Source organism: Actinocatenispora rupis (genome assembly GCF_016861975.1).
GTDB lineage: Bacteria > Actinomycetota > Actinomycetes > Mycobacteriales > Micromonosporaceae > Actinocatenispora > Actinocatenispora rupis.
Window position 1 is genome coordinate 127692 of record NZ_BOMB01000026.1, and the last position, 25345, is coordinate 153036.

The 25345-nt window shown below is 73.7% G+C and carries 25 protein-coding genes; 16 read left to right on the forward strand and 9 right to left on the reverse strand.

Features of this window, described 5'->3' with window-relative positions:
* Positions 1-141: 141 nt before the first annotated feature.
* The 3 genes from Aru02nite_RS23120 to Aru02nite_RS23130 form a co-directional block, all read right to left on the reverse strand.
* Complete coding sequence (locus Aru02nite_RS23120; protein ID WP_203661098.1) at positions 142-960, reverse strand: 1,4-dihydroxy-6-naphtoate synthase; 819 nt, start codon at positions 958-960, stop codon at positions 142-144.
* A 25-nt stretch (positions 961-985) separates the two neighbouring features.
* Entirely contained in the window at positions 986-1648 is a 663-nt protein-coding gene (locus Aru02nite_RS23125; protein WP_203661193.1) for a futalosine hydrolase, read from the reverse strand.
* 140 nt (positions 1649-1788) lie between these two features.
* Positions 1789-3429, reverse strand: a complete 1641-nt coding sequence (locus tag Aru02nite_RS23130) for an MFS transporter (protein WP_239076886.1) — start codon at positions 3427-3429, stop codon at positions 1789-1791.
* Positions 3430-3518: 89 nt separating this feature from the next.
* Here Aru02nite_RS23130 and Aru02nite_RS23135 point away from each other — a divergent pair, with 89 nt between their 5' ends.
* Both Aru02nite_RS23135 and Aru02nite_RS23140 read left to right on the forward strand, forming a co-directional pair.
* Positions 3519-4301, forward strand: a complete 783-nt coding sequence (locus Aru02nite_RS23135) for a DUF3027 domain-containing protein (RefSeq protein ID WP_203661102.1) — start codon at positions 3519-3521, stop codon at positions 4299-4301.
* Positions 4294-7074, forward strand: coding sequence for a sacsin N-terminal ATP-binding-like domain-containing protein (locus tag Aru02nite_RS23140; protein ID WP_203661104.1), 2781 nt, complete (start codon positions 4294-4296; stop codon positions 7072-7074). The genes Aru02nite_RS23135 and Aru02nite_RS23140 overlap by 8 nt, the downstream gene beginning before the upstream one ends.
* A gap of 6 nt (positions 7075-7080) precedes the next feature.
* On the opposite strand, the gene Aru02nite_RS23145 is transcribed toward Aru02nite_RS23140, so the two are convergent.
* Together Aru02nite_RS23145 and Aru02nite_RS23150 are read right to left on the reverse strand one after the other, a co-directional pair.
* Positions 7081-7347: a DUF2530 domain-containing protein gene (locus Aru02nite_RS23145; protein WP_203661106.1), complete on the reverse strand. Its 267-nt coding sequence runs from the start codon at positions 7345-7347 to the stop codon at positions 7081-7083.
* Positions 7348-7512: 165 nt separating this feature from the next.
* A complete protein-coding gene (locus tag Aru02nite_RS23150) occupies positions 7513-7716 on the reverse strand; it encodes a hypothetical protein (RefSeq protein ID WP_203661108.1) in 204 nt (67 codons plus the stop codon).
* A gap of 35 nt (positions 7717-7751) precedes the next feature.
* On the opposite strand from Aru02nite_RS23150, the gene Aru02nite_RS23155 reads away from it, so the two are divergent.
* Positions 7752-8435 (forward strand): response regulator transcription factor, encoded by a 684-nt coding sequence (locus Aru02nite_RS23155; RefSeq protein ID WP_203661110.1) that lies wholly within the window; start codon positions 7752-7754, stop codon positions 8433-8435.
* Positions 8436-8648: 213 nt separating this feature from the next.
* On the opposite strand, the gene Aru02nite_RS23160 is transcribed toward Aru02nite_RS23155, so the two are convergent.
* Positions 8649-9938 carry a sensor histidine kinase gene (locus Aru02nite_RS23160; protein ID WP_203661112.1) on the reverse strand — a complete coding sequence of 430 codons (1290 nt, stop codon included), beginning with the start codon at positions 9936-9938 and terminating at the stop codon, positions 8649-8651.
* A 97-nt stretch (positions 9939-10035) separates the two neighbouring features.
* On the opposite strand from Aru02nite_RS23160, the gene Aru02nite_RS23165 reads away from it, so the two are divergent.
* The 13 genes from Aru02nite_RS23165 (at position 10036) to Aru02nite_RS23225 (ending at position 21429) form a co-directional block, all read left to right on the forward strand.
* Complete coding sequence (locus Aru02nite_RS23165; protein ID WP_203661114.1) at positions 10036-11484, forward strand: NCS2 family permease; 1449 nt, start codon at positions 10036-10038, stop codon at positions 11482-11484.
* Positions 11484-11969, forward strand: a complete 486-nt coding sequence (locus tag Aru02nite_RS23170) for a GNAT family N-acetyltransferase (RefSeq protein ID WP_203661116.1) — start codon at positions 11484-11486, stop codon at positions 11967-11969. The genes Aru02nite_RS23165 and Aru02nite_RS23170 overlap by 1 nt, the downstream gene beginning before the upstream one ends.
* Positions 11970-12047: 78 nt before the next feature.
* Positions 12048-13337 carry an ABC transporter substrate-binding protein gene (locus Aru02nite_RS23175; protein ID WP_203661117.1) on the forward strand — a complete coding sequence of 430 codons (1290 nt, stop codon included), beginning with the start codon at positions 12048-12050 and terminating at the stop codon, positions 13335-13337.
* Positions 13330-14793, forward strand: a complete 1464-nt coding sequence (locus Aru02nite_RS23180; protein WP_203661119.1) for a sulfatase family protein — start codon at positions 13330-13332, stop codon at positions 14791-14793. Before Aru02nite_RS23175 ends, Aru02nite_RS23180 begins: the two co-directional genes overlap by 8 nt.
* A gap of 356 nt (positions 14794-15149) precedes the next feature.
* Positions 15150-15404, forward strand: a complete 255-nt coding sequence (locus Aru02nite_RS23185) for a hypothetical protein (RefSeq protein ID WP_203661122.1) — start codon at positions 15150-15152, stop codon at positions 15402-15404.
* A gap of 340 nt (positions 15405-15744) precedes the next feature.
* Positions 15745-16203, forward strand: a complete 459-nt coding sequence (locus Aru02nite_RS23190; RefSeq protein ID WP_203661124.1) for a MarR family transcriptional regulator — start codon at positions 15745-15747, stop codon at positions 16201-16203.
* A gap of 73 nt (positions 16204-16276) precedes the next feature.
* Positions 16277-17590, forward strand: coding sequence for an MFS transporter (locus Aru02nite_RS23195; protein ID WP_203661126.1), 1314 nt, complete (start codon positions 16277-16279; stop codon positions 17588-17590).
* Between the two features lie 30 nt (positions 17591-17620).
* Positions 17621-18370, forward strand: a complete 750-nt coding sequence (locus tag Aru02nite_RS23200; RefSeq protein ID WP_203661128.1) for a maleylpyruvate isomerase family mycothiol-dependent enzyme — start codon at positions 17621-17623, stop codon at positions 18368-18370.
* A gap of 143 nt (positions 18371-18513) precedes the next feature.
* Entirely contained in the window at positions 18514-18837 is a 324-nt protein-coding gene (locus Aru02nite_RS23205; protein ID WP_203661130.1) for a hypothetical protein, read from the forward strand.
* Positions 18834-19493, forward strand: coding sequence for an RNA 2',3'-cyclic phosphodiesterase (gene thpR, locus Aru02nite_RS23210; RefSeq protein WP_203661132.1), 660 nt, complete (start codon positions 18834-18836; stop codon positions 19491-19493). The genes Aru02nite_RS23205 and thpR overlap by 4 nt, the downstream gene beginning before the upstream one ends.
* A gap of 90 nt (positions 19494-19583) precedes the next feature.
* A complete protein-coding gene (locus Aru02nite_RS23215; RefSeq protein ID WP_203661134.1) occupies positions 19584-19919 on the forward strand; it encodes a PadR family transcriptional regulator in 336 nt (111 codons plus the stop codon).
* Positions 19916-20740, forward strand: coding sequence for an ATP-binding cassette domain-containing protein (locus Aru02nite_RS23220; protein WP_203661136.1), 825 nt, complete (start codon positions 19916-19918; stop codon positions 20738-20740). The genes Aru02nite_RS23215 and Aru02nite_RS23220 overlap by 4 nt, the downstream gene beginning before the upstream one ends.
* Positions 20737-21429, forward strand: coding sequence for an ABC transporter permease (locus tag Aru02nite_RS23225; RefSeq protein WP_239076887.1), 693 nt, complete (start codon positions 20737-20739; stop codon positions 21427-21429). Before Aru02nite_RS23220 ends, Aru02nite_RS23225 begins: the two co-directional genes overlap by 4 nt.
* A gap of 89 nt (positions 21430-21518) precedes the next feature.
* On the opposite strand, the gene sepH is transcribed toward Aru02nite_RS23225, so the two are convergent.
* The 3 genes from sepH to Aru02nite_RS23240 form a co-directional block, all read right to left on the reverse strand.
* On the reverse strand, positions 21519-22757 hold the full coding sequence (sepH, locus tag Aru02nite_RS23230) for a septation protein SepH (protein WP_203661138.1): 1239 nt from the start codon (positions 22755-22757) through the stop codon (positions 21519-21521).
* 141 nt (positions 22758-22898) lie between these two features.
* Positions 22899-24014, reverse strand: coding sequence for a phosphoserine transaminase (gene serC / locus Aru02nite_RS23235; protein WP_203661141.1), 1116 nt, complete (start codon positions 24012-24014; stop codon positions 22899-22901).
* A gap of 94 nt (positions 24015-24108) precedes the next feature.
* On the reverse strand, positions 24109-25212 hold the full coding sequence (locus Aru02nite_RS23240) for a citrate synthase 2 (RefSeq protein ID WP_203661143.1): 1104 nt from the start codon (positions 25210-25212) through the stop codon (positions 24109-24111).
* Positions 25213-25345 lie beyond the last annotated feature (133 nt).

Genomic DNA, 25345 nt, shown 5'->3' on the forward strand with positions numbered 1-25345 from the left:
TTGAACCTGGCATGGCATCAGTCCCGCCGGCTCCGGCCCTTCGGGCGGAGCCGGGTGGTGGCGGATTCGCTTGGTGCTGCGCGCTTTGCGGGCGGTGGCCCCGGCACTTCGGGCGGGGCCGGCGACGGGCGGAGCGGGGGCTCAGCGGAGGGGGCGGGGGAGGGCGGGGACGAAGCCGGCGTCGGCGGCTCGGGTGAGGAGGGCGTCGGCGGCGGCGTAGCCCTGGTCGCCGAGGTCGGCGGTGAACTCGTTGACGTACAGGTCGATGTGCTGGCGCGCGACGGCGGGGTCCATCTCCTGCGCGTGCGCGAGGACGTACTCGGCGCTCGCGCCGGGGTGGTCCCAGGCGTACCGCACGGAGGCGCGGATCCAGTCGGTGGCGGCGGCCGGGTCGACGGTGCCGCGGCGGGCGAGGATGGCGCCGAGGGGGATCGGCAGGCCGGTGCTGGCCTCCCACCATTCGCCGAGGTCGGCGAGCTTGGTGAGGCCGTGCCGCTGGTACGTGAAGCGCGCCTCGTGGATGACGAGGCCCGCGTCGTACGTGCCGTCGGCGACGCCCGGCATGATCGTGTCGAACGGGACGACCTTGATCGCGGCGGGCGTCACGTCCACCGCCCACAGCCGGAACAGCAGGTACGCGGTGGACCGGTCGCTCGGCACCGCCACCGTGGCGCCGCGCAGTACGCCGGGGTCGGTGGCGTCGCGGGTGAGCACGAGCGGTCCGCACCCGCGGCCGAGCGCCCCGCCGCACGGCAGCAGCTCGTACCTGTCGAGGAGCCAGGGCAGCGCCGCGTAGCTCACCTTGACCAGGTCGTACGCGCCCTGTTCGGCGGACCGGTTGGTCACGTCGATGTCCGCGTACGTGACGTCGAAGTCCGGCGCGCCCGGCACGAGGCCGTGCGTCAGCGCGTGGAACACGAACGTGTCGTTCGGGCAGGGGGAGAACGCCAGCGACGTCATGCTGTTCCGACCTCCGGGTGGGGTGTCATACCGATTCGCGGATGGCGAAGACCTCGGTGAGGGCGCCGAGCGCGAGGTCCATCCGCCAGGCGCTCGTGTCGCGCGGGCCGATCATGTTCGAGATGGCCCGGATCTCCGAGTACGGCAGGCCCGCCTGGTGCGCCGCGCTGGCCACGCCGTACCCCTCCATGGCCTCGGCGAGCGCGTCGGGGTGCCGGGCGGCGAGTTCCGCGGCCCGCTCGGCGGTGCCCGTACCGGTGGTCACGGTCAACACCTTCCCGGTACGGAACTTGGGCAGGTGTACGAGGTTAGGGTCGGCGGGCAGCGTCGCCGTACCGAAGCCGAGGGTGTCGACGGACAGGAACCCGTCCGGCGAGTCCACCCCCAGGTCGGCGGCGACGGCCGCGGTACCGAGCACCACGTCGCCGATCTCGATCCGGCCGGGGAAGCCGCCGGCGACGCCGACACTCAGGACCGCCGAGTACGGCGCGCCCTCGGACTCGGCGAGCACGATCCGCCGGGCGGTGGCGGCCGCCGCCGCGGCCGGTCCGACGCCGACGACGACCAGGTCCAGGTCGGTGGCGTCCGGGGAGAGCGGATCCGGGTACACGGTCCCCTCGCCGAGCCCGGCCCGGACCGCGTCCCGCTCGGCGGGAACCGCCGTCGCGATGAGGAGGCGTGGGAGCATGTCCCTCATTCAAGCGCACCCTCGGTGCCCCCTCACCGGCTCCCCCCACCAACCGGTCGAACTGGTACTTCCGGCGCCGTCCGCCCGATATCTGTCACCCGCCACGCCCCCGCCCGGCTCGTCGCCCCGGTACGTGGCGGTCAGGGCGGCGGGGTGCGGCGGCCCGGACGGTACAGGTGGTAGCCGGGCGGGACGATCGGCTCGGTGGTCCGGTCGTCCGCGGGTTCGTCGGCGGTACCGGGCATCCGCCGGGTCGGGTCCGGCGCCGTACCCGCGGGCTCCGCGGGCATCGGTCGGGTCGTCTCGGCGGGCATCGGGCGGGTCCGGTCGGCAGCCATGGGGCGGGTCTTGTCGGCGGTGGGGTCGGGGCGGGTGCCGTCGGGCACCGGTGACCGCGGCGCGACCCGTACGGTGGGCTGTTCGTCGGGGCCGATCACGCCGCGGAGCCGCTGGGCCCGGAGCTGCCAGGCCCACCAGCCGACCCGGACCGCCGCGGCGACCACGCCGGCCGCGAGTATCGCGGTACCGACCCGGCCGGGCAGCGGCAGCAGCCCGATCGCCCCGCCGAGGACGAACGCCAGCATCAGCAGCGTCTCCGAGTGCGAGAACGCCGACGCCCGCAGCTTCTCCGGCATCCGTTCCTGGATGACCGCGTCGACCGACAGCTTCGCCACCCCGCTCGCGAACGCCGTGACCAGGCACAACGCGGCGACCGTCCAGACACCGTAGAGGAGGGCGGCGCCGATGCCGGCGAGCGCGGTCGCCGCCAGCCCGACGGACTGGATCAGCAGCGGGCGGCGGATGGTGAGCCGCGTGCACACCGCGGTCGCCAGGAACGACCCGACACCGAGCCCACCCACCACCAACCCCAGCATCGCGTACTGCGGGACGTGGTACGAGCCTATGCGCAGCGCGAAGTCGCCGTCGCGTACCCGGAAGGCGAGGAACAGGGTGAGGAACCCGTACCCGGCGCGGAGGGTGGCGCTGCCGGCGAGCGCGGCCCACAGCAGCTTGCCGGACAGCACCTTGACCCCGTGTGTACGGAAGACCTGGAAGACGCGGGGCGGCGTCTCGGGCGGCTCGGAGTCGGCGCGCGGTGGCAGCCGCAGCGCCACGATCATGCCCAGCACGAACACCACCGTCGCCAGGCGCAGCGGCCACTGCGGACCGAACCACGCGGCGACCAACCCGACCCCACCGAGTACGGCGCCGGCGACGGTGCCGAACAGCGACGCGCGGGCACCGGCCTCGACCAGCCCGAGCCCGGGTGGCAGCAGCCGGGGCACCGCCGCCGACCGGGCCACCCCGTACGACCGGGAGAGGACCAGGACGCCGAACGCCGCCGGGTAGAGCGCGAACGTGTGCATCTGGTCGGAGATCACCCAGGCCAGGAACGCGCGGCCGAGCATCGTCACCGCCAACGCGTACCGCCGGCCGTGGCGGAAGCGGTCCAGCACCGGGCCGACGACCGGCGCCAGCAACGCGAACGGCGCCATCGTGACCAGCAGGTACAGCGCGACCTTGGCGCGGGCGTCGCTGGTCGCGCCGGCGAAGAAGATCGTGCCGGCGAGCCCGATCGCGACGAGCGCGTCACCCGCGCAGGACGCGGCGTGCAGGTCGAGCAGCCGGATCATGCCGACGTCGCCGGCGCCGCCCTTGTCCCGCGCCGTACGGACATGTCCGACGGCGAACCGGCCGAGCCGCTCCGTACCGTCGAGGGCGGCCCGACCGCCGCGCAGGACGACCCGCGCGGCGGTGGCGACAGGACTCAGCGCGGGCATGACACCCATCCTGACGCATCACCGCGCCGAACCACAGCATCGGCGGGGGCCGGCGTACGCGGGGGCGTGGCGCGCGGGACAATACCGGAGTGACGAGTGAGTCCGAACCCCAGAGCCCCGCACCCCGGCGCCGATCCGTCCGGCTGGACGCCACCTGCGCCGACGCGGTGGATCTGGCCCGGGCCGCGCTCGTCGAGACCGACCTCGCCGACGACGCGTCCGTCGGCGACCACCTCGGCGCCCGCGCCGAGGGCGAGCGGCTCGTGACGCACCTGTTCGAGTGCCTGCTCCCCGGCTACCGCGGCTGGCGGTACGCGGTGACCGTGACGCGCATCGCCCGCAGCAAGATCGTCACCGTCTGCGAGACGAACCTGCTGCCCGGCCCGGACGCGATCCTCGCGCCGTCCTGGGTTCCGTGGCAGGAGCGGGTGCGCCCCGGAGACCTCGGCGTCGGCGACCTGATGCCGACCGAGGCGGACGACGACCGCCTCGCCCCGGCGTACCTGGAGTCGGACGATCCGGCCGTCGAGGAGACCGCCACCGAGCTCGGCCTCGGCCGCCTGCGCGTGATGAGCCGGCCGGGCCGCCTCGACACCGCCGAGCGCTGGTACGAGGGGGACGCCGGGCCGTCCGCCGCCATCGCCAAGGCCGCCCCCGCCGACGCCCGCTGCGGCACCTGCGGGTTCTACCTGCCGGTCGCCGGCTCGCTGCGCGCCATCTTCGGCGTCTGCGGCAACCTGTTCGCCCCCGACGACGGCCGCGTCGTCAGCGCCGACCACGGCTGCGGCGCGCACTCCGAGGTGGTCGCCGAGGCCGCCACCGTCGACGCCCTCACCACCGTGTACGACGACGCGTCCGTGGAACGTGTCTGACCCGTACGGGACCGACGCGCGGCGCGCCGCGATCCTGACCGCCTGGTCGTCGTCGCCGACCCGGTTCCGTGAGGACGCGAACGCCGAAGAGGACCTGTACCTCGGCGGTTACGCCGACCGCCTCCTCGTCGAACTCGCCCAGAACGCCGCGGACGCCGCCACCCGCGCTGGCGTACCGGGGCGGATGCGGGTGGCCCTGGTGTCCACATCGGACGGTGCGGGGGCGCTGTCCGCCGCCAACACCGGCGCCCCGCTCGACACCGCCGGCGTCGACTCCCTCACCTCGCTGCGCGCCTCCGCCAAACGCGACGAGGCCACCGTCGGCCGCTTCGGCGTCGGCTTCTCCGCCGTCCTCGCCGTCACCGACGCACCCGAACTCCGCTCCACCACCGGCGGCGTACGGTTCTCCGCCGGCGACACCCGCGCCGTGGTGCGGGACGTACCGCACCTCGCGGACGAGGTGGCACGACGCGACGGGCAGGTGCCCGTGCTGCGCCTGCCCTGGCCCGCCGCCACACCACCACCCGACGGGTACGACAGCGAGGTGTACCTGCCGCTGCGGGACGCCGCCGCGCTCGCCGCGGTACGTGCCGCGCTGGCCGGGTTCGACCCGGCGTTGCTGCTCGGGCTGGCCGGACTGTCCACTGTGGACATCGACGGGCGGGTGGTACGGCGGGCCGACGACGGCGACGACGTACTGGTGACCGACGGTGACGGGGTCGTGCGGTGGCGGGTGGCCTCGGCGTACGGGGACGTGCCGGGTGGGTTGATGGAAGGCCGGCCGCTGGAGGAACGGGGTCGTCCACAGTGGAGTGTGACGGTGGCTGTTCCGACGCGCTCTGTCACATTGTCCGACGGTGTCATTGTTCAACAGTTGAACAATGAGACAGTTGAACAATTGGACAATGACACAATTGAACAGTTGCAAAGCACAACTGAGCCACCGGCCCCCACGGCAGCCCCCGTCCCCCTCACCGACCAGTTCATCCACGCCCCCACCCCGTCGGACGAACCGCTCGGCCTCCCCGTCCGCCTGATCGGTACGTTCCCGCTGGACACGGCCCGCCGCCGCATCCCCGAGGGCCCGCTCACCGACTTCCTGGTCGCCCGAGCCGCCGAGTCGTCCGCAGACCTGATCGCCAGCCTCGCCGACACCCCCGCGGTCCTGGATCTGCTTCCCCGCCCCGGTTTCGCGCCGGCCAAGCTGTCGGCAGCCCTCCGCGACGCCCTGTCCGAGGAACTGCGGACCCGCGCATTCCTCCCGACCGCCGACGGCCGCCGCGTACGCCCGTCCCGCGCGGTGGTCGTGCCGGACGCGCTCGTGGCCCCGCTGGCGGGAGTACTGGACGGGTTGTTGCCGGCGGGTTGGTGGTCCGTGGCGTTGCCGCCGTTGGGTGTCCGCCGGCTCGGGATGCCGGAGATCGTGGCGGCGTTGACCGGGGTGGAGCGTCCGCCGGCGTGGTGGCGCGCCCTGTACGAGGGGCTCGCCGCGGCGCCGTTGGACGTGGGTGAGCGGGAGGCGCTCGCCGCCCTGCCGGTACCGCTGGCGGATGGTCGGACGGTGACGGGCCCGTCCCGGGTGCTGCTGCCGGACGAGGTGCCGTTGCCGGCGAGCCTGGGCGGGCTGGGGTTGCTGGTGGCGCACGCCGATGCGGTGCATCCGCTGTTGGCGCGGTTGGGTGCGATGCCGGCGTCGCCGTCGACGGTCCTGTCCGACGACCGGGTACGTGCCGCGGTGGTCGACTCGGTGGACGCGGAGGATCCGGCGCCGGTGGCGGACGCGGTGTTGGATCTGGTGGCCGCGGCGGGTCCGGCGCCGGGGAGCGTGCCGTGGCTGGCGGATCTGGCGTTGCCGGGGCGCGCGCTGGACGGTACCGATCCGGGCTGGTACCCGGCGGGGGAGTTGCTGCTGCCGGGTGGCCGGCTGGACGGCGTGCTCGCCGAGGACGCCCCGTACGGTCGGCTCGACGCGGATCTGGACCGCGCCGCCGTACTCGCGGTCGGTGTGCTGGACACGTTCCCGGTGCTGGACGAGGCGGACGTGGATCTGGTGGACGTCGCGGGCCTCGATCTCGACGACGCCGCGGGCTGGGCCGCCGCGGTACGTGAGCTGGCCGGCGACGTCGATCCGGCCGGGCTGCGGATCGAGCGGGTGCGCGCCGTGTGCGACCTCGATCTGGTACGCGACGACGCGTGGCCGGCGGCGCTCGCGGCGCTGTCGGCGGAGCCGCTGCGTACGGTGCTGGCCGCCGACTGCCTGCTGCGTACGGCGGACGGGGAGCGGATCGCGGTGCCCGGGTACACGCGCTGGTGGCTGTCCCGCCGTCCGGTGCTGGGTGGCCGGCGCCCGGCCGAGTGCCGGGTCGGCGACAGCGAACTGACCGGCCTGTACGACGAGGCGCCCGGCGACCCCGACATCGCCGTACTCCTGGGTGCGCACCGGGGTCTGGCGGACCTGCTGGCCGCGGCGGCCGGGGATCCGGCGGTGGCGGAGGACCTGCTGCGCCGGCTCGGCGACCCGTCCCGTACGGCTGTGCCCGAACTGCTGTCGGTCGTCTACCCGCGGCTGGCGCAGGCGCTCGCCGGCCGTGACATTCCCCCGCCCGACCGGGTACGCGTCGCGCCCGGCACCGTGGTGGACGCCGCCGACGCGGTCGTACTCGACCAGCCGTGGTTGCTGGACCGGCTGGGTGACCGGCGTCCGGTGGCCGGCGGTGACGTGCCGGTGGCGGTGGCCGACCTGCTCGACGTGCCGCTGCTCAGCGAACTCTGAGCGGCGTCAGCGCGCGCTCGCCGGCTCGGCGGGCTTCTCGGCGGACCGGCGGCGGGCGCGCCGGTGCACCTCGTACCCGATGAGGGCGAAGCCGATGACGATGCCGGCGACGCAGGTCCACAGCCACCAGCCGTGGCCGGCGCGGGCGAACTGGGCGTGCCGTAGCAGCAGGATCAGGCCGGCGACCACCCACAGCGCGATGCCGGTCAGCACCACCGGCACCGAGTTGGTGTCGAGCGGCTCCGGTACGGGTCGGTGGGGATAGCGGCGCACACCCAGAAGCTTATGCGGTACGGCCGACCGGACCGGCCGATCTGGGACGGGCGTTACAGCGCTGGGGGGTGGGGCGGCGCGGGCCCGCCGCCCCACCCGGGTGCGCCACGCAGGGTGGGCACCCTGGAGGAATGTCGTGTCACCACGTCGTGGTGTCCGGACACTCTATGGAGCGGACGGCATTCCGGACAAGGCGGGGTCGGCCGACGGCGGTGCGTACATGGGCGGTTCGTGAGTGGCGGGATCGACGGTCGTGACCACGCCGTACCAGATGGCGGCGGTGCCGGCGACCAGCGCGACGCCGACGAGGACGAGCACCGCGATCCGCACGACCCGGTCGGTCGGGAGTACTGGCGCGACGCGACGCATGTCGCCATTGTCGCCACGACGGTAGGTTGTCCGCCATGGCCCGGGTACTGCTGGTCGAGGACGACACCGAGATCCGTTCCGCGTTGGTACGCGCGATGTCGTCGCTCGGCCACCGGGTGTCGGAGTGCGGGGACGCCCGCGGCGCGTTGCGTGCCGTCGCCGAGCAGGATCCCGAGGTCGTCGTGCTCGACCTCGGCCTGCCCGACCTGGACGGTACGGCCGCGCTGCGGATGATCCGCTCGCGCTCGACCGTCCCGGTGCTCATCGCGACCGCCCGCGACCGGGAGGCCGACATCGTCCGGCTGCTCAACGCCGGCGCCGACGACTACCTCACCAAGCCGTACTCGGCGGCCCACCTCGCCGCGCGCATCTCCGCCGTGCTCCGGCGTACGACACCGTCGGCGGCGACGGCGCTGGCGGTCGGCGGGCTGCGCCTCGACGTACCGGCGCGCGAGGTGTCGCTGGACGGTCGGCCGCTGCAACTGTCCCGCCGCGAGTTCGACCTGCTGGCGTACCTGGCGGCCCGGCCGGGAACGGTGGTGACCCGGCGCGAGCTGATCACCGAGGTGTGGCACCAGCCGGACGGGCGCGACGACGCGACGATCGACGTACACGTGTCGTGGCTGCGCCGGAAGCTCGGCGAGACCGCCGCCCGCCCGCGGTACCTCCAGACGATCCGCGGCGTCGGCGTCAAGCTCGTCGCCCCCGAGACCGACTGACCTGCGCCGCCTCGGATCGGCCAGCGCGGGCGAACCTCCGCGTCACGCTCGTGACCCGAGGTGTACCGGCCACGTCTCGGGCCGGCCGACGCGGGCGAACGTCCGCTCGATTACCTGCGAGGCCCCGGCCGCGGGGCGCCGGCGAACGTCCGCTCGGTTCCGTGCGAGCGCGGGCGCGGCCGTACTTCCGCGCCGCGCGCGGGACTCGGCTGCTCAGTCGGGGCGGCCGGTGGTGCGGGCGAACGTGAGGGTCACGCGGGCGCCGCCGAGCGGGGAGCTTTCGACGGTGAGGTGGCCGCCGGCGGCGCCGGTGACCCGGTGGGCGATGGACAGCCCGAGTCCGGTGGACGATGCGGAGCTGCCGCGCGGGCCGATCTCGGGGATGCCGGGGCCGGCGTCGTCGACGGTCACCCGGGCCTCGGTCGCCTCCGCCACGACCCGTACGGCGAACTTGGTGCCCTCCGGCGTGTGCCGGAAGATGTTGCCCAGTACGGAATCCAGCGCGGACTCCAGGTCGTCCGCCGGTACGCCGACGATCACCGGGCGGCGTGCCGGGGACATCGCCCAGTCGCGGCCCTGGTCCTCGGCGAGCGCGGCCCAGAACGCGACGCGTTCGCTGACCACGGACCGCAGGTCGCAGTGCCCGGCCGGGGTCGTACCGAGGGGTTCGCGGGCGCGCCGGATGATCGTGTCGACCTCGCGCTCGACGTTGGCGGTGGCGGTGGCGAGCCGGTCCCGGTCGGTACCGTCGGGCAGCGCGTCGACGCCGAGCCGCAGCGCGGTCAGCGGCGTACGCAGGCGGTGGGAGAGGTCGGCGACGAGTTCGCGCTCGTTGGCGAGCAGCGCGGCGAACCGTCCGGCGAGCGCGTTGAACGCGGCGCCGACGCTGGCGATCTCCGGCGGTCCGTCGGGGCGTACCCGGACGGTCAGGTCGCCGTCGCCGAGCCGTCCGGCGGCGCCGGCCAGGTCGCGGGTGGCGCGGACGGCGCCGGCGGCGAGCCGGTCGGCGAGGAGCGCGGATCCGGCCAGCAGCAGCAGACTCACCGCGGCGAGCCCGGCCCACGCCGTCGGTACGCCCCGGGTCAGCAGCGCGTCGGGTACGAGGATCTCGATGACCGCGACGTCGCCGGTCACCGTACGGGTCGGGTGCAGGTGTACGACGCCGCCGGCGACCCGTACCGTCGCGGCCTGCCCGGTCCGGCCGGCCCGGGCGCACTCGGCGTCGACCTCCCAGCCGGCGTCGTTGCCCACCTCCGACCCGTCCGGCAGATGTACGGTGAGCCGGTCCGCCCGCCCCGCCCGCGTACTGCCGACCGCGCGCCGGATCTCGCCGGCGTCCCCGGTCACCGCCAGTACGGTGGTCATCGCGACCACCTCGCGCTCGGCCGCGCTCAGCGCACGGTCGTACGCGAACTGGTGCACCATCCACGCGAGCGGTGCGGCGAACGCGCCGACCACCACGCCCGTGACCACCAGCGACACCAGTACGAACCTGCGCCGCACCGAGCCTCCCCTGTCGGTACCCCCGAGGGCCCCTGCAACACTGCGGACATCGGGATCTGGCACGCTACGCCACGTCGACGATTCCGGAAGGACAGCGATGGCTCAGCAGACCGCAGTGACGGGCGCCCCGGGAGGACCCGGGAACGTCGTCGACCGGTTCTTCCAGATCACCCGGCGCGGTTCGACCGTGCCGCGCGAGATCCGGGGCGGGCTCGCCACGTTCTTCACGATGGCGTACATCCTGGTGCTGAACCCGCTGATCCTGAGCGGCGCGACCGACAAGTTCGGCCATCACCTCGACAAGGGCGCGCTGATCACGTCGACCGCGCTGGTCGCGTGCGTGATGACGCTGATCATGGGCGTCGGCGGCAACCTGCCGCTCGCGATCGCCGCCGGCCTCGGCCTGAACGGTGTGGTCGCGTTCCAACTGGCGCCGCACATGACGTGGCCGCAGGCGATGGGCCTGGTGGTCATCGAGGGCCTGGCGATCTGCCTGCTGGTGGTGACCGGCCTGCGCGAGGCCATCATGAACGCGATCCCGCTGGCGCTGAAGCAGGCGATCAGCGTGGGCATCGGCCTGTTCGTGGCGTTCATCGGCTTCGTGGACGCCGGCTTCATCACCCGCCTGCCCGACAAGGCCGGCTCGACGGTACCGGTGCAGCTCGGTGCGACGGGCACGCTGACCGGCTGGCCGACGATCGTCTTCTGCCTCGGCGTACTGCTGACGATCGTGCTGCTGGTCCGGAAGGTACGCGGGGCGATCCTGATCAGCATCATCGCGATGACGCTGCTGTCGGTGGTCATCAACGCGGTCGCCGGGCTGCCGGAGGGTGCCTGGGGGCTGTCCGACCCGTCGCTGCACGGCGGCCCGGTCGCCCTGCCGAACTTCGAGCTGATCGGCAAGTTCGATCTGTTCGGCGGGTTCGCCTCGGCCGGCGCGCTGACCGCGGTGCTGTTCGTGTTCACGCTGATCCTGTCGGACTTCTTCGATGCGATGGGCACGATCATCGGCGTCAGTTCGGAGGCCGGCCTGGTCGACGAGAAGGGCAAGCTGCCCGGGATCGGCCGGGTGCTGTTCATCGACGGGGTCGCCGCGGTCGCCGGTGGTGCCGCGTCCGCCTCCTCGAACACCTGCTTCGTGGAGTCGACCGCCGGCGTCGGCGAGGGCGCCCGTACCGGCCTGGCGAACGTGGTGACCGGCGTGCTGTTCGCCGCCGCGATGTTCTTCTCGCCGCTGGCGAAGGTGGTGCCGTCGCAGGCCGCGACGCCGGCTCTGGTGGCCGTCGGCTTCCTGCTGATGACGCAGGCGCGCAACATCCCGTGGCTGAAGTTCGAGATCGCGATCCCGGCGTTCCTGACGATCATCCTGATGCCCTTCACGTACTCGATCACGAACGGCATCGGCGCCGGCTTCATCGCGTACGTGGTGCTGCAGGTGGCGATCGGCAAGATCCGTCAGATCCACTGGCTGCTGTGGATCGTCGCGGCGCTGTTCGCGGTGTACTTCGCGATCAACCCGATCGAGTCCTGGCTCGGCATCCGCTGATGTCCGGCGCGCTGCGGGTCGTCGCCATGACCCCGGCGTACGCGGGGGACCTGGTCGGGTGGCGCTACCCGCCGCCGTACGCGCGGTACGACCTGGCCGGCGCGGACCCGGCGTACTTCGTCGACCCGGCGAACGGGTTCGTGGCGCTGGTGGACGACGACGGCCTGGTGGGGTACCGGTCGTTCGGGCCGGACGGCCGCGTGCCGGGCGGCGCGTACGACGACGGGGCGCTGGACACCGGGGGCGGGCTGCGCCCGTCGCTGACCGGGCGCGGGCTGGGCAGGTCGGCGCTGGCGGTGGGCCTGGCGTACGGGCGGGAGCGGTTCGCGCCGCGGGCGTTCCGGGTGACGGTGGCGGCGGACAACGCGCGGGCGCTGCGGGTGGTGACGGCGTCGGGTTTCGTACCGGTGGGCCGGTTCGCCGCGACGACCGACGGCCGTGAGTACGGGATTCTCGTCCGGCCGGAGCCCGGCCCGACCTCTTGACCTCTGCGAACGTCAGCCGATAAAGTTCTGTGACCGAATTTTTTGGGTCCGAATTAATTAGCTGAGCTGGAGGGCGTCGTGCGCAGAGCACTCGCGGTGGGCATCGCGGCGGTCGGGGCGGCGGCCCTGCTCGCCACGGCCGGATGTGGCAACTCGACGGCCGCGGCCGGTGGCAGCAAGGGGTCCGACGGCACCGTCACGCTGCAGTGGCAGATGTGGTCGTCCGGCTCGGACGAGGCCGCGCAGCTCAAGCACCTGGCCGACCTGGTGCACCGGAAGTACCCGAAGATCCGGATCCAGCTCCAGACGACGCCCTTCAAGGACTACTTCACGAAGCTCCAGACCCAGCTCTCCGCGAACCAGGCGCCCTGCCTGGTGTCCATGCAGAGCCTGCGGCTCGGCGCGTTCACCGACAGCCTGGTACCGCTGGACGACCTCATGAAGCAGCAGGGCTTCAAGGCCGGCGAGTGGGATGCCGGCGCGCTGAAGGCGTTGCAGGACAACGGAAAGCAGCTCTCCCTGCCGATGGGCGTCGGCTCCATGCTCATGTACTACAACAAGGACGCGTTCGCCGCCGCGGGCGTACCGGAGCCGAAGCCGGGGTGGACGGTCGCCGACTTCGAGCGCGACGCGAAGGCCCTCACCTCGGGCACCAGGAAGGGCTTCGCGCTGTCGATCTCCGACCAGCACTGGCTCAGCATGGCCCTCACGTACGACGGGGCGCGGCCGGTGGACGGCAAGGGGCAGCCCACCCTCGACACCCCCGCCATGCAGAAGGCCCTCACCTGGTACTCGGGCCTCGCGAAGCGGAAGGTCGCGAGCGTGCCGGCGAGTTCGGCGGACCTGGACTGGGGTGAGAACCAGTTCGTCAGCGGCAACGCGGCGATGGCCGCCGACGGCTTCTGGAACCTGGGTACGCACACCGGGCAGGCGAAGTTCCGGGTCGGCGTGACGACCCTGCCCGCCGGCCCCGGCGGCTCGCACACCTACAGCGCCAACTCCGGGTACGGCATCGCCAGGTCCTGCTCGTACCAGAAGGAGGCGTACCAGGCGTTGTCGGTGATCACCGGCCCGCAGGCGGCGCAGTACCTGGCGGAGCACGGGCGGGCGCTGCCGGCGCGACTGGCGCAGCAGCCGGCGTACGAGACGTTCCTGACGAAGCAGTTCCCGAAGGGCGCGGACACGATCCGGTCCGGGCTGGCGGCGCTGCGCGACAGCGAGCAGCAGTCCGTGCCGCTGCGTACGACGAAGAACTGGGACGAGGTCACGAAGCTGTTCGGGCAGTACCTGATCCAGGCGTACACGGGGGCGCAGGACCCGAAGTCGACGCTCACCACGATCCAGCAGCAGGCGAAGCGCGGTGCCTGACCGGGACCGGCCGAACGTCGTCGTCATCGTCGCCGACGACCTCGGCTGGGGCGACCTCGGCTGCTACGGCGCCGAACGGATCCCCACGCCGAACGTCGACCGGCTCGCCGCCGAGGGTGTCCGGCTGACCGACTGCCACACCTCGTCCGCGGTCTGCACCCCCAGCCGGTACTCGATCCTCACCGGCCGGTACGCCTGGCGCGGCCCGCTCAAGCGGGAGGTACTGATGGGGCACGGTCCGGCGCTCATCGAGCCGGACCGCCCCACGCTCGCCTCCGTCCTCAAGGCCGACGGGTACGCGACGGCCGCGGTCGGCAAGTGGCACCTCGGGCTCGGCTGGCGGTGGCGGGACGGTTCGGTGCTCGACGCGTTCGCGCCCGGTACCGAGCTGGTCGCGCCGCCGGAGGTGGACTTCGGGGCCGACGTGGACTACACCGCGCCGTTCGCCGGCGGGCCCACCGAACTCGGCTTCGACCGGTTCTTCGGCATCGCAGGTTCGCTCGACATGCCGCCGTACTGCTTCCTCGACCAGGACCGTACGGTTGGCGTCCCGGACCGCGCGAAGCCCGAGTACGTGACGTCGCAGCGGCCGGGGCTGACCGTCGACGGCTGGCGGGACGACGAGGTCGACGTCCGCTTCACCCGCGAGGCGTGCGGCTGGCTGCGCGAGGTCGCCGACCGCCCCTTCCTCCTGTACCTGACGCCCGCGGCGCCGCACCGGCCGTGCGTACCGCCGGAGTTCGTGCGGGGGCGGACCGGGCTCGGTGACCGGGCCGACGCGGTCTGCCTGGTCGACTGGATGGTCGGCGAGGTCGTCCGCACCCTCGCCGAGACCGGCGTACTCGACCGCACGCTCGTCATGGTGACCAGCGACAACGGTGCCCCGACCTGCTTCCCCGAGGACGGCGACGTGGTCACGCACCGGCCGAACGGACCGTGGCGCGGCCAGAAGGCCGACATCTGGGAGGGCGGCCACCGCGCCCCGTTCGTCGCCCGCTGGCCCGGCCACATCCCCGCCGGTACGCGGGCCGGCGGCGCGGTCTGCCTCACCGACCTGCTGCCGACCGTGGCCGCGGCGACCGGCGCGCCCGTACCGGCGGGTGCGGCCGAGGACGGCATCGACCTGCTGCCGCTGCTCACCGGTACGGGCGGGGTACCGGCGGACCGGCCGGTGGTGCACCACAGCTGGCTCGGCTGGTTCGCCGTCCGGTACGGGCCGTGGAAGGCGGTGTTCGGCCGCGGCTCCGGCGGGTTCACCGACCCGGTCGGGACACCGAGTACGGCCGACGCCCCGGACGGCCAGCTCTACGACGTGACCGCCGACCCGGCCGAGTCGTACGACCTGTGGGCGGAGCGGCCGGACGTGGTGGCCGAGCTGTACCGGGTGCTGCGCGACACCGTGGCCGACCCGGCGCACGGCCTACCGTTCGACCTGCCCCTCGCCGTACCGCGGTAGCCGGGTACGGGAGGGTGCCGGGCCGGGCGGGTCCGTGGCCGGGGTGCCGGCCGGCGGCGGGTGGCGGATTCGCCCGGCGGAAATGAACCGGACTCGTGTCCGGGTGCGCCGGGAAAGAATTCACGAAACGCGGTCCGGAGTGTCCACCCGCGCTGTCGTGAATCATATTCGTCCGCCATCACCAGGCATGATCACGGCATGTCCCCGGCGCTTCACCGATGCTCGTCGATAGGCCGCTGACCTGGGCATTCCATGGTCCGACGGGGACTCTTGACGGCACCAACGCCGCTCGGCACACTGGCCCGATCGGGCGCCCGATCCGTTTGCACGCAGGGAAATCAGAGGAGTACTCAGACATGAGTCTTGGTGGAATTCTTCCGCTCGACAACCTCGGTGACGCGACGCACGCGTCGGTCGCCGTCGACGGTCCGGTACAGGGGGCGGGCGGGCTCGACCTGGCCGGCGTGTCGGGCGGTGCCGTTCATGCGGGTCCGTTGACGGTCGGGGGCGGCGCGTCCCTGGCCGACCCGGGCGCGTCGGTCGGCGTCTCCGGTGTGCACGGCCTGGTCCCCGACAGCGTCGGTGGCAACACCGGCCTGACCCTCGGGTAGATCGGCCCTGCCTGCCGCCTCGACCGGCCGGTTCCGCGACCCCCGCGCGCCCGGCCGGTCGGGGCCCGGCCGTCAGGTGGCTCCTGCGGTCCGGATCCCGTACGAGGCGGCCCCGGGCACGGTACGGGTCTCTGCCCCGACCGTGTCCCGGTCCGTACGACCCCGCAAGGCCCGCCGCACCCCGGCGGGCCTTCGTACTGTCCGGAGTGGACGGTGGTGACGCTGCGGGTGACGGTGCCCACGACTCGTGGTCGTTAGCCAAGGTAATGAGCTAGGCTAACGAACCGTGACGGCCCGGCCGACCACTCCGATTCCGCCCGGCACGTGTCATCCTGGGGGCATGACACGTGGAGGGGCGGGATCCGCCGCCAAGCGCGTTTCCTCGGCGCAGCTCGCCGCGACCATGCGGGGAGCGATCACCCGGCTCAACCGCCGGCTGCGTCGGGCCCGCCCGGTCAGCGAGCTCACCCAGAGCCAGTTGTCCGCCCTGACCAGCCTGGAGCTGGCCGGTGCGCTGACTCCGAAGGAGCTCGCCGACGCCGAGCGGGTGCAACCGCCGTCCGTGACCCGGACGGTCGCGGCGTTGGAGGGGCGTGGCCTGGTGCAGCGCACACCACACCCGACCGACGGGCGGCAGGTCATCCTGGCCCCGACGGAGCAGGGACGGGAGATCGTCCTCACGGACCGCAAGGCCCGGGACGCCTGGCTGGCCCAACGGCTGGCCGAGCTGAGCCCGGACGATCGCGACACCCTCCGTCGCGCCGCGTCGATCCTGGAGCGCATCGCCCGCGCCGAATAGCGGTGGCGTCGCCGGTCGGACCGTCCACGGGACCGTACGACCGACGACGAGCCAGGAGGCGACCCCCCGCCGTATGAGCGGATCATTAGCGCGCACCTTCCGATCCCTGCACGTCCGCAACTACCGGCTCTTCGCCACCGGCCAGGTGGTGTCGCTGGTCGGCAACTGGATGCAGTTCACCGCCCAGGACTGGACGGTGCTGCACCTGTCGAACAACTCCGGCAGCGCGCTGGGCTGGGTCACCGCCCTCCAGTTCCTGCCGGTCGTCCTCCTCACCCTGTACGGCGGGAAGCTCGCCGACCGGTACGACAAGCGCACCCTGCTGCTGTGCACGAACGTCGGCGCCGGGCTCGTCGCGGCCTCGCTCGGCCTGCTCACCGTCACCGGGCAGATCCAGCTCTGGCACGTGTTCGTGCTGTCCGCCTGCCTCGGTACGGTGAACGCGATCGACAACCCGGCGCGGCAGGCGTTCGTGTCCGAGATGGTCGGCCCGGACCTGCTGCCGAACGCGATCTCGCTCAACGGAGCCATCTTCAACGCCGCGCGGATCATCGGCCCGGCGGTCGCGGGTGTCGCCCTGTCGCTCATCGGTACGGGTCCGGTGTTCCTGCTCAACTGCGTCACGTACGCGGCGACGTTCGTGGCGCTGACCCTGATGGACCCGGCCGACCTGCACCGCTCCGTGGTACGCCGGGGCCGGGACGCCCGGATCGTCGACGGCGTCCGGTACGCGACGCGCCGGCCGGACCTGTTGCTGCCGATGGCGGTGATGCTGGTGATCGGCGCGCTCGGGTTCAACTTCCAGCTCACGCTGGCGCTGGTGTCGAAGACGGTGTTCCACCGCGGCGCGGCGTCGTTCGGGCTGCTCACCACGATGCTGGCGGTGGGTGCGCTGGCCGGTGCGCTGGCGTCGAGCCGGCGCGCGGGGCGGCCCTCGGCGTACACGGTGATCGTGGCGGCGTTCGGTTTCGGGGTGTTCGAGACGCTGGCGGCGTTCGCGCCGAGCTACGTCGCGGAGGCCGGTCTGCTCGTCCTGACCGGGTTCTTCATGATCTTCCTGGCCCAGGCGGCGAACCAGCGGATCCAGCTCGGCGTCGGCGAGGCGTACCGGGGCCGGGTGATGGCGCTGTACGTGCTGGTCTTCCAGGGCTCGACGCCGGTGTTCGCGCCGCTGCTCGGCTGGCTGGCCCAGCACCTGGGCGCCCGGTCGAGCCTGTGGATCGGCGGTGTCGCGTCGATCCTGGCGGCCGGCGCGGTGCTGGCGTACCGCTCGTACCGGCGGGACGTGCGGGTGCGGGTGCACGCGCGACCGCGGCCGCACGTACACCTGGTCGAGTCGGCGGGCGATCTGCGCATCCCCGCCGGCCGGGCCCGGATCGCGCGCTGACTGTCGGTGGCGTGTGCCAGGGTGGTCGCCATGGAGACGAGTCGATTTCGGGAGTGTCTGGCCGCGGACGCCGCCCGGCTGCGTGCGGTCGCGGCCGGGCGGCTCGACGCCGCGGTGCCGAGCTGCCCCGGCTGGACGGTGCAGGACCTGGTGCGTCACGTCGCGCAGGTGTACCTGCACAAGGTGCGGTGCATGGAGCTGGGCCGGGCGCCGGAGGACTGGCCGCCGGACCACTCGCGGGTGGAGCCGCTGGCGCTGTTCGACGGTGCGCTGGCCGAGCTGACGGCCGCGTTCGACGCGCGGTCCACCACCGACCCCACCTTCACCTGGTACGGGCCGGATCAGACGGTCGGGTTCTGGCTGCGGCGGATGGCGCAGGAGACGGCGGTGCACCGGGTCGACGCGGAGCTGGCGGCCGGCGCGGTCACCCCGGTCGCCGACGACCTGGCCCTGGACGGCATCGACGAGGTGCTGCGGATCTTCCTCGGCTGGGGCACCCGGGAGTACGTGCACGTGCCGGAGGTTGCCGCGCTGCTCGCCGAGGCCGACGGGCGTGCCGTCGAGGTGCGGTCGGGGGCGGTGTCGTTCCTGCTCCGGCCGGGGCCGGACGGGGTGGCGGTGTCCGACGGGGGCGGTTCGGCGGCCGCGACGGTCAGCGGTGACCCGTCCCCGCTGCTGCTCTGGCTGTGGAACCGCGCCGACGCCGACGCCGTGCGTACGGCGGGGGATCCGGCGTTGGTGGGGTACCTGCGGCGGCTGATGGCCGACGCGACCGAGTAATCCGTGGCCATGGCCGCCGCCCGCTCACTAGGCTGGAACGCGACTCCCCAACGTGCTGGTGATTGCTCCGACCCGGCCATTCCGCCGGTTCGACCACGGACCAGCGGCCCGTGGCACCGCGGTCGGAGCGGTGGGCGGATTCGATGGGACTGCTGTCCAGATGGTTCGCACGGGCGGGGCGCCGTCGCCCCGACGTTCCCGCACGTCCGTCGATCGAGCGGCTGGCCGCCGACCTGCGACGGCTGTCCGCCGATCTGCAGTCGACCGTGCCCCGGTCCGCGATCCGGCAGCGAGCCGTCGTCTGGGCGTACGAGCAGACCCTGCGCGACGCGTGCGACGCTCTGTCCGTGGCGTACGAGTTGGAGGGTTTGGGCGGGTTGACGCGTGAGCTGGAGTGCGCCCGGATGGAAGCCGAGCTGCAGGCCGCCGGGCTGTGCACGCGCCACCCCGCCGGGCGGCGGCGGTGAGCCGTCGGCGGCGCCCGGCGTCGCGCCGTCCGGCCGACGTACGCCCGTCCGCGGACGCCGGTCGCGCGGGCTCCGACGGGCCGACCGCCCGGCTGTTCGTCGCGGTCGTACCGCCGGCGGAGGCGTTGGCGGAGCTGGGCGCCGTGGTCGACGGGCTCGCCACGTACCGGTCGGGTGCGCGGCCGACGGCGCGGTCCCGCTGGCACATCACCGTCGCGTTCCTCGGCGAGGTGGCCCAGGAACGCATCCCGGACGCGACCGACGCGCTGGCCGACGCCGCCGCCCGCGCCCTTCCGGTACGGCTGCGTCTCGCCGGCGGCGGCCGCTTCGGGCGCGGCCGCTTCGCCGTACTGTGGGCCGGCGTGGACGGTGCCGGCGACGGCGATCTCGCGTCGTTCGGTGGGCTGGCCCGGTCGGTACGGCGGGAGCTGCGCCGGGCGCGCCTGCCGTACGACGACAAGCCGTTCCGGCCACACCTGACGCTGGCCCGGCCGGGTGACCGGATCGACCGCGGGGAGCTGGCGGACGACGTCGACCGGCTCCGGTCGTACGCGGGGACGCCGTTCCCGGTGGACCAGGTCTGGCTCTACCGCAGCCAACTGGGCCCGCATCCGGTGCACACGCCGCTGGCGCACTGGCCGCTCGGCCCCGCCTGATCCCGCCGTACGTCGCGCGCCCGGCTGTCCGTTGTCGTGGGCGCACTAGGTTGTGGTGCGATCTAGATCGTGGTGCTAGCGTACCGGGGCATGGACGCGGACCGGCGGGCGCAGTGGCTGCGCGGGGTGCTCGACCTGTGCGTGCTCGGCCTGCTCGACAGCGGCGAGTCGTACGGGTACGAGCTGGCTCAGGCGCTCGGCGACGCCGGGCTCGGGCAGATCCGCGGCGGCACGCTCTATCCCGTACTGCTGCGGTTGCAGCGCGCCGGCCTGGTCACGACCCGCTGGCACGGCGGCGACACCGGCCCGGCCCGCAAGTACTACCGGCTCAGCGCGGCGGGGCGCGCGGCGCTCACCCAGGCGTCCGCCGACTGGTCGGCGTTCACGGGTTCGGTGCGGACGACTCTGCGACAGGAGGAGCGGTGACGGACGACGCCTGGTTGGCGGCCCTGACCGGCGAGCTGCGCCGGCACCAGGTGGGGCCGGACCTGACGGCACACGTGGTGGCCGAGACCGCCGCGCACCTGCGGGACAGCGGCGAGCCGGCGGTGCGCGCCTTCGGCACCCCGCGGGAGTACGCGGCGGCGGTGGCGGACAGCGTCGGCGGCCCGGACCCGAGTCGGGCGGCGCGACCGGTCGGCCCGGTCCGGCTGGAGGTCCGCGGCGTCACCAAGCGGTACCGGCGGCGCCCGGTCCTCACCGGCGTCGACCTCACCGTACGGGCGGGTCAGGTGGCGGCGGTCGTCGGCGCGAACGGCGCCGGGAAGAGTACGTTCCTGCGGGTCTGCGCGGGGCTCACCCGGCCCGACCGCGGCACCGTCCGGGTGTACGGCCGGCTCGGCTACTGCCCGCAGGACGGCGGGACCAGCGAGTTCCTGTTCCCCGACGAGCACTTCGCGCTGGTCGGCGCGGGCCGCGGCCTGTCCCGCCCGGACGCGCGGCGCGAGGGCCGGGCGTACGCGGCGGCCCTGGACTGGACGCCGCCCCGCTCGACGCAGGCGCGGCACCTGTCCGGCGGCACCCGCCAGAAGCTCAACCTGGTACTCGCCCGGCTCGGCGCGCCCGACGTGCTGCTCCTCGACGAGCCGTACCAGGGGTTCGACCGCGGCACGTACCTGGACTTCTGGCACGAGGTGTGGCGCTGGCGCGACGCGGGCACGGCGATCGTCGTCGTCACCCACCTGCTCAACCAGCTCGACCGCGTCGACCAGGTACTCGATCTCACCCGGGCGGAGGCGGCGGCATGAGGCGCACGTACGCGGTGGCGGAGGCGGCGCTGCGGGAGATGGCCCGGCGCCGCGTCGTCCTCGCCATCCTTCTGCTGCTGCCGCTGGCGTTCTACCTGAGCCGGCGCGGCGACCATCTCGGCCAGTCGATCCGGTTCGTCTGCCTCGGCCTCGGCTGGGCGCTCAGCACGGCGGCGCTGTTCTCCGGCAGCGCCGGGCGCGCGATCGAACCGCGCCTGCGCCTCAGCGGGTACTCGGGGCGGCACCTCGTCGGCGGCCGGCTCCTCGCCCTGTGGACCATCGGCCTGCTCCTCAGCACGCCCTACTTCCTGCTCGTACGCTTCGACCAGCACGACGTCCGGTACGGCGCGATCGCGCTCATCATGGCGCTGACCGTGGCCGTGTCCGCGCCGTTCGGCCTGGCCCTCAGCGCGATCCTGCCCCGCGAACTCGAAGGCACCCTCGTGCTGCTCGTCGTCGTCGGCCTGCAGATGATGGTCGACCCCGCCGACACCGCGGCCCGCGCGCTGCCGTACTGGTTCACCCGCGAGATCGGCACCTACGCCATCGACCACACCGACCGCGGATACCTCGACCGCGGCCTTCTCCACGGAGTACTCGCCGCGCTCGTCCTCACCGCCGTCGTCACCGTCGCCTGGCGGGTACGCCAGGGCCCCCGCTCGCACCTGGAGTTCGTACCGCTCCGCTGACGTACCGGCGACCCACCCGTACGACGAGAGCGGGCCCGCCGAAACGGCGGGCCCGCGCTGTGTCCGTGGGTCAGCGCTGTGTCCGTGGGTCAGCGGCCGCCCTGCTGGGTGCTGCCGTTGCCGAAGAGGACGTCGTCCCAGCTCGGCAGGCGGGACCGGTCGCCCGTGGCGCCCTGCTCGGTACGCCGGGGCCGCAGCACCGCGAGCGACGGTACGGCCGGGAGTTCCTTGGCGTCCGCCTCCTCGTCGGCGTACGCGCCGGGGCGCTCCCGGGAGTCGGTCGTGGACCGGCGCGGCTCGGCGAGCCCGGCCGGGCGCAGCGGCTCCGCGGCGCGACGCTCGCCGGCCGGACGCAACGGTTCGGCCGCCGGGCGCCGTACGGGCTCGGCCTGGTCCGCACCGGGACGCGCGGTCAGCGGCTCCGCCGGCCGCGGCGTGAACGGCTCCGCCTCGCGCGGCGCGGCCGTCTCGCCGGTGTCGGCGGTACGCCGCTCCGGGGTCGGGAACAGCGGCTCGGCGGCGGGCCGGGTCGGCTCGGCCATCGGCCGGTCCAGCGTCGTACGCGCGGTGTCGGCGAGCCGGCGCACCGGCTCGTGCTTCGTCGACTTGCCGGGCAGGCCGTGCCCGGAGCCGCCACCGGGCCGGGTGGTCTCGGGCCGCGGCCGACCGCCCTCGGGCCGGGTCAGTGCGTGCCCGCCGCGGGCCGGCTGCGGCTCGGGCGCCGGCTCCTGGCCGAGCAGCGGCGCGGGCCGCTCCGTCGACAGGAACTGCGCCATGTCGTCGTCCGGCGTGACCACCTGCCGCGCCTTGTCCAGCGCCCAGATCGCCTGCGCGGTCGCCTTTCCGCTGGCCCAGCTCGCGGAGATCCGCCAGGTGCCGTCCTCCCGCCGGTACGCGTCCCACGACACGCCCTCGGCGTCGACGCCGTGCTGTGCCAGCCGGGTGTCGACGATCTCGGCGAGGGTCGCGCCACGCTCCGACGACCGCAGCCGGGTACGCCGGGCGTGCTGCGCGAGCATCGCGCGCTCCTGCAGCACGGGCCCCGCGTACCGCAGGACGCGGTCGACGGGGACGCCGGCGATGCGCGCGACCTCCTCGGCGGACTCGCCGGAGCGGATACGGGACTGGATGTCGCGCGGGGACAGCGCGGCGTCGCCGGTGGCCGGGTCGGTGGCACCGGCGAACTGGCCGCGTGGCGCGCTGCGGTCCTGCCGGACCGCGGCGCCGATCCGATCATCGATCGGAAGTGTGAGCAGGCGCCCGACCTCGTCCGCGAGTACGAGGGCCTGACCGTCCTCGGAGAGGGCGACGAAGCGTACCGGCCGCATCGCTGTCCTCCGTCCCATCGACACGCCGTCAAGCCACGGTACGCCGAACCCTAGCCGGTACGTGCCAGGCCACGCCGCATGTTGGTCAGATACTCGTCGATCTCCGCGGGGCCCCGTCACCGGCCGGTGACCGGGGGCTGATCAGGCCAACTGGCCGACGACGTGGTCGACGCACCGGGTCAGCGCCGCGACGTCGGCCGGCTCGATCGACGGGAACAGCGCCACCCGGAGCTGGTTGCGTCCCAGCTTGCGGTACGGCTCGGTGTCGAGCACGCCGTTTTCCCGCAGTACGCCGGAGACGGCGGCCGCGTCGACGTGGTCGGCGAGGTCGACGGTGCCGACGACGGTGGACCGCGACGCCGGTTCGGCCACGAACGGCGTGGTGTAGTCGGTGCGGTCGGCCCAGTCGTACAGCACGGCGGCGCTCTCGGCGCAGCGCGCGACCGACCAGTCCAGCCCGCCGTTGCCGAGGATCCAGTCCACCTGCTCGGCCGCCAGCAGGATCGTGGCCAGCGACGGCGTGTTGTACGTCTGGTCCTTGCGCGAGTTGTCGATCGCCGTCGTCAGGTCGAGGAACGCCGGCACGTACCGGCCCGAGGCGGTGATCTCGGCGGCCCGGTCCAGCGCCGCCGGCGACAGCAGCGCGATCCACAGCCCGCCCTCGGACCCGAGGCACTTCTGCGGCGCGAAGTAGTAGACGTCGGTCTCGGTCAGGTCGACGGGCAGCCCTCCGGCACCGCTCGTCGCGTCGTGCAGCATCAGCCCGTCCCCGACCCGCCGCACCGGTACGGCCGCGCCGGTGGACGTCTCGTTCTGCGGCGTGCCGTACGTGTCGACGCCGTCCTCGGCGACCAGCGTGGCCACCGTGCCGGCGGGCGCGCTGCGTACCGAGGGGTCGGCGAGGAAGGGGGCGGCCGTCACCGAGTCGACGAGCTTCTGCCCGAACTCGCCGAACGACGCCAGCTGCGCCCGCTCGCGCACCAGCCCGAACGTGGCGACCTCCCAGAACGCGGTCGTGCCACCGTTCCCGAGCACCACCTCGTACCCGTCGGGTGCGCGGAACAGCTCGGCGATGCCGCGCCGCAGCCGGGCGACCTGGTCGCGGACGGTGCGCTGGCGGTGCGAGGTGCCGAGGTAGCCGGCGGCGACGGCGGACAGCGCGTCGAGCTGCGCCGGCCGGATCTTGGACGGCCCACAGTTGAACCGCCCGTCGCCCGGAAGCAGCTCGGCCGGAATGCGGATGTCGGGCAGGCCCACGTCAGAACTCCTGTGTACGCGCGGTCGGGTGCGGCGCCGCTGCCGTACCGGGATTCTGTCACCGCGGTACGTGACCGTTTCGTCCTACCCCGGGTCAGGCGCGCTGGACGGTGGCGAAGCCGGGGATGTCCTCGGGGCGGCGCGGGCCGGGGCCGACGTACCGGGCGGAGGGGCGGACCAGCCGGCCGAGCTTCTTCTGCTCCAGGATGTGCGCGGACCAGCCGCCGACCCGGGCGCACGTGAACATGGACGTGAACATGTCCGCCGGTACCTCCGCGAAGTCCAGCACGATCGCCGCCCAGAACTCGACGTTCGTGGCCAGTACCCGGTCGGGGCGGCGGGCGGAGAGTTCGGCGAGGGCGGCGCGTTCGAGGGCCTCGGCCACCTCGTACCGGGGGGCGCCGAGTTCCTGCGCGGTACGGCGCAGGGCGCGGGCGCGCGGGTCCTCCGCGCGGTACACCCGGTGGCCGAAGCCCATCAGCCGCTCGCCCCGGTCCAGCACCCCCTTGACGTACGACTCGGCGTCGCCGGTGCGCTCGACCTCCTCGATCATGTGCAGTACGCGGGTGGGTGCGCCGCCGTGCAGCGGGCCGGACAGTGCGCCGATGGCGCCGGAGATCGCGGCCGCGACGTCGGCGCCGGTGGAGGCGATGACCCGGGCGGTGAACGTGGAGGCGTTCATGCCGTGCTCGGCGGCGGACGTGAAGTACGCGTCGACGGCGCGGACGTGGCGCGGGTCCGGGGTGCCGCGCCAGCGGGTCATGAACCGTTCGACGATGGTCTCGGCCCGGTCGATCTCCCGCTGCGGTACGGCGGGGAGGCCGACGCCGCGCGCCGACTGGGCGATGAACGACAGCGCCGTCACCGACACCCGGGACAGGTCCTCGCGGGCCCGCTCGTCCGAGATGTCGAGGAGCTGGCCGAGGCCCCAGTGCGGCGCCAGCAGGGTGACCGCGCTCTGCACGTCGACGCGTACGTCACCGGAGTGCACCGGTACCGGGAACGGCTCGGCCGGCGGCAGCCCGTGCCCGAACTCCCCGTCCACCAGCAGACCCCACACGTCGCCGTACGAGACGCGGCCGATCAGGTCCTCGATGTCGACGCCCCGGTAGCGCAGCGAGCCGCCGGCCTTGTCGGGTTCGGCGATCTCGGTCTCGAAGGCGATCACGCCTTCCAGGCCCGGTTTGAACTCGGACATGCCGCTTTCTCCCAGATCTCGGTGGTACGTGCCGGTCGGTCGGGCGGTACCGGCCCACTCTTCCATCCTCACCCGGCGTGGCGACCCGCGATCGCCGCCGCGTGTCCCGCACACCCGTTCGGGTCGTACCAGA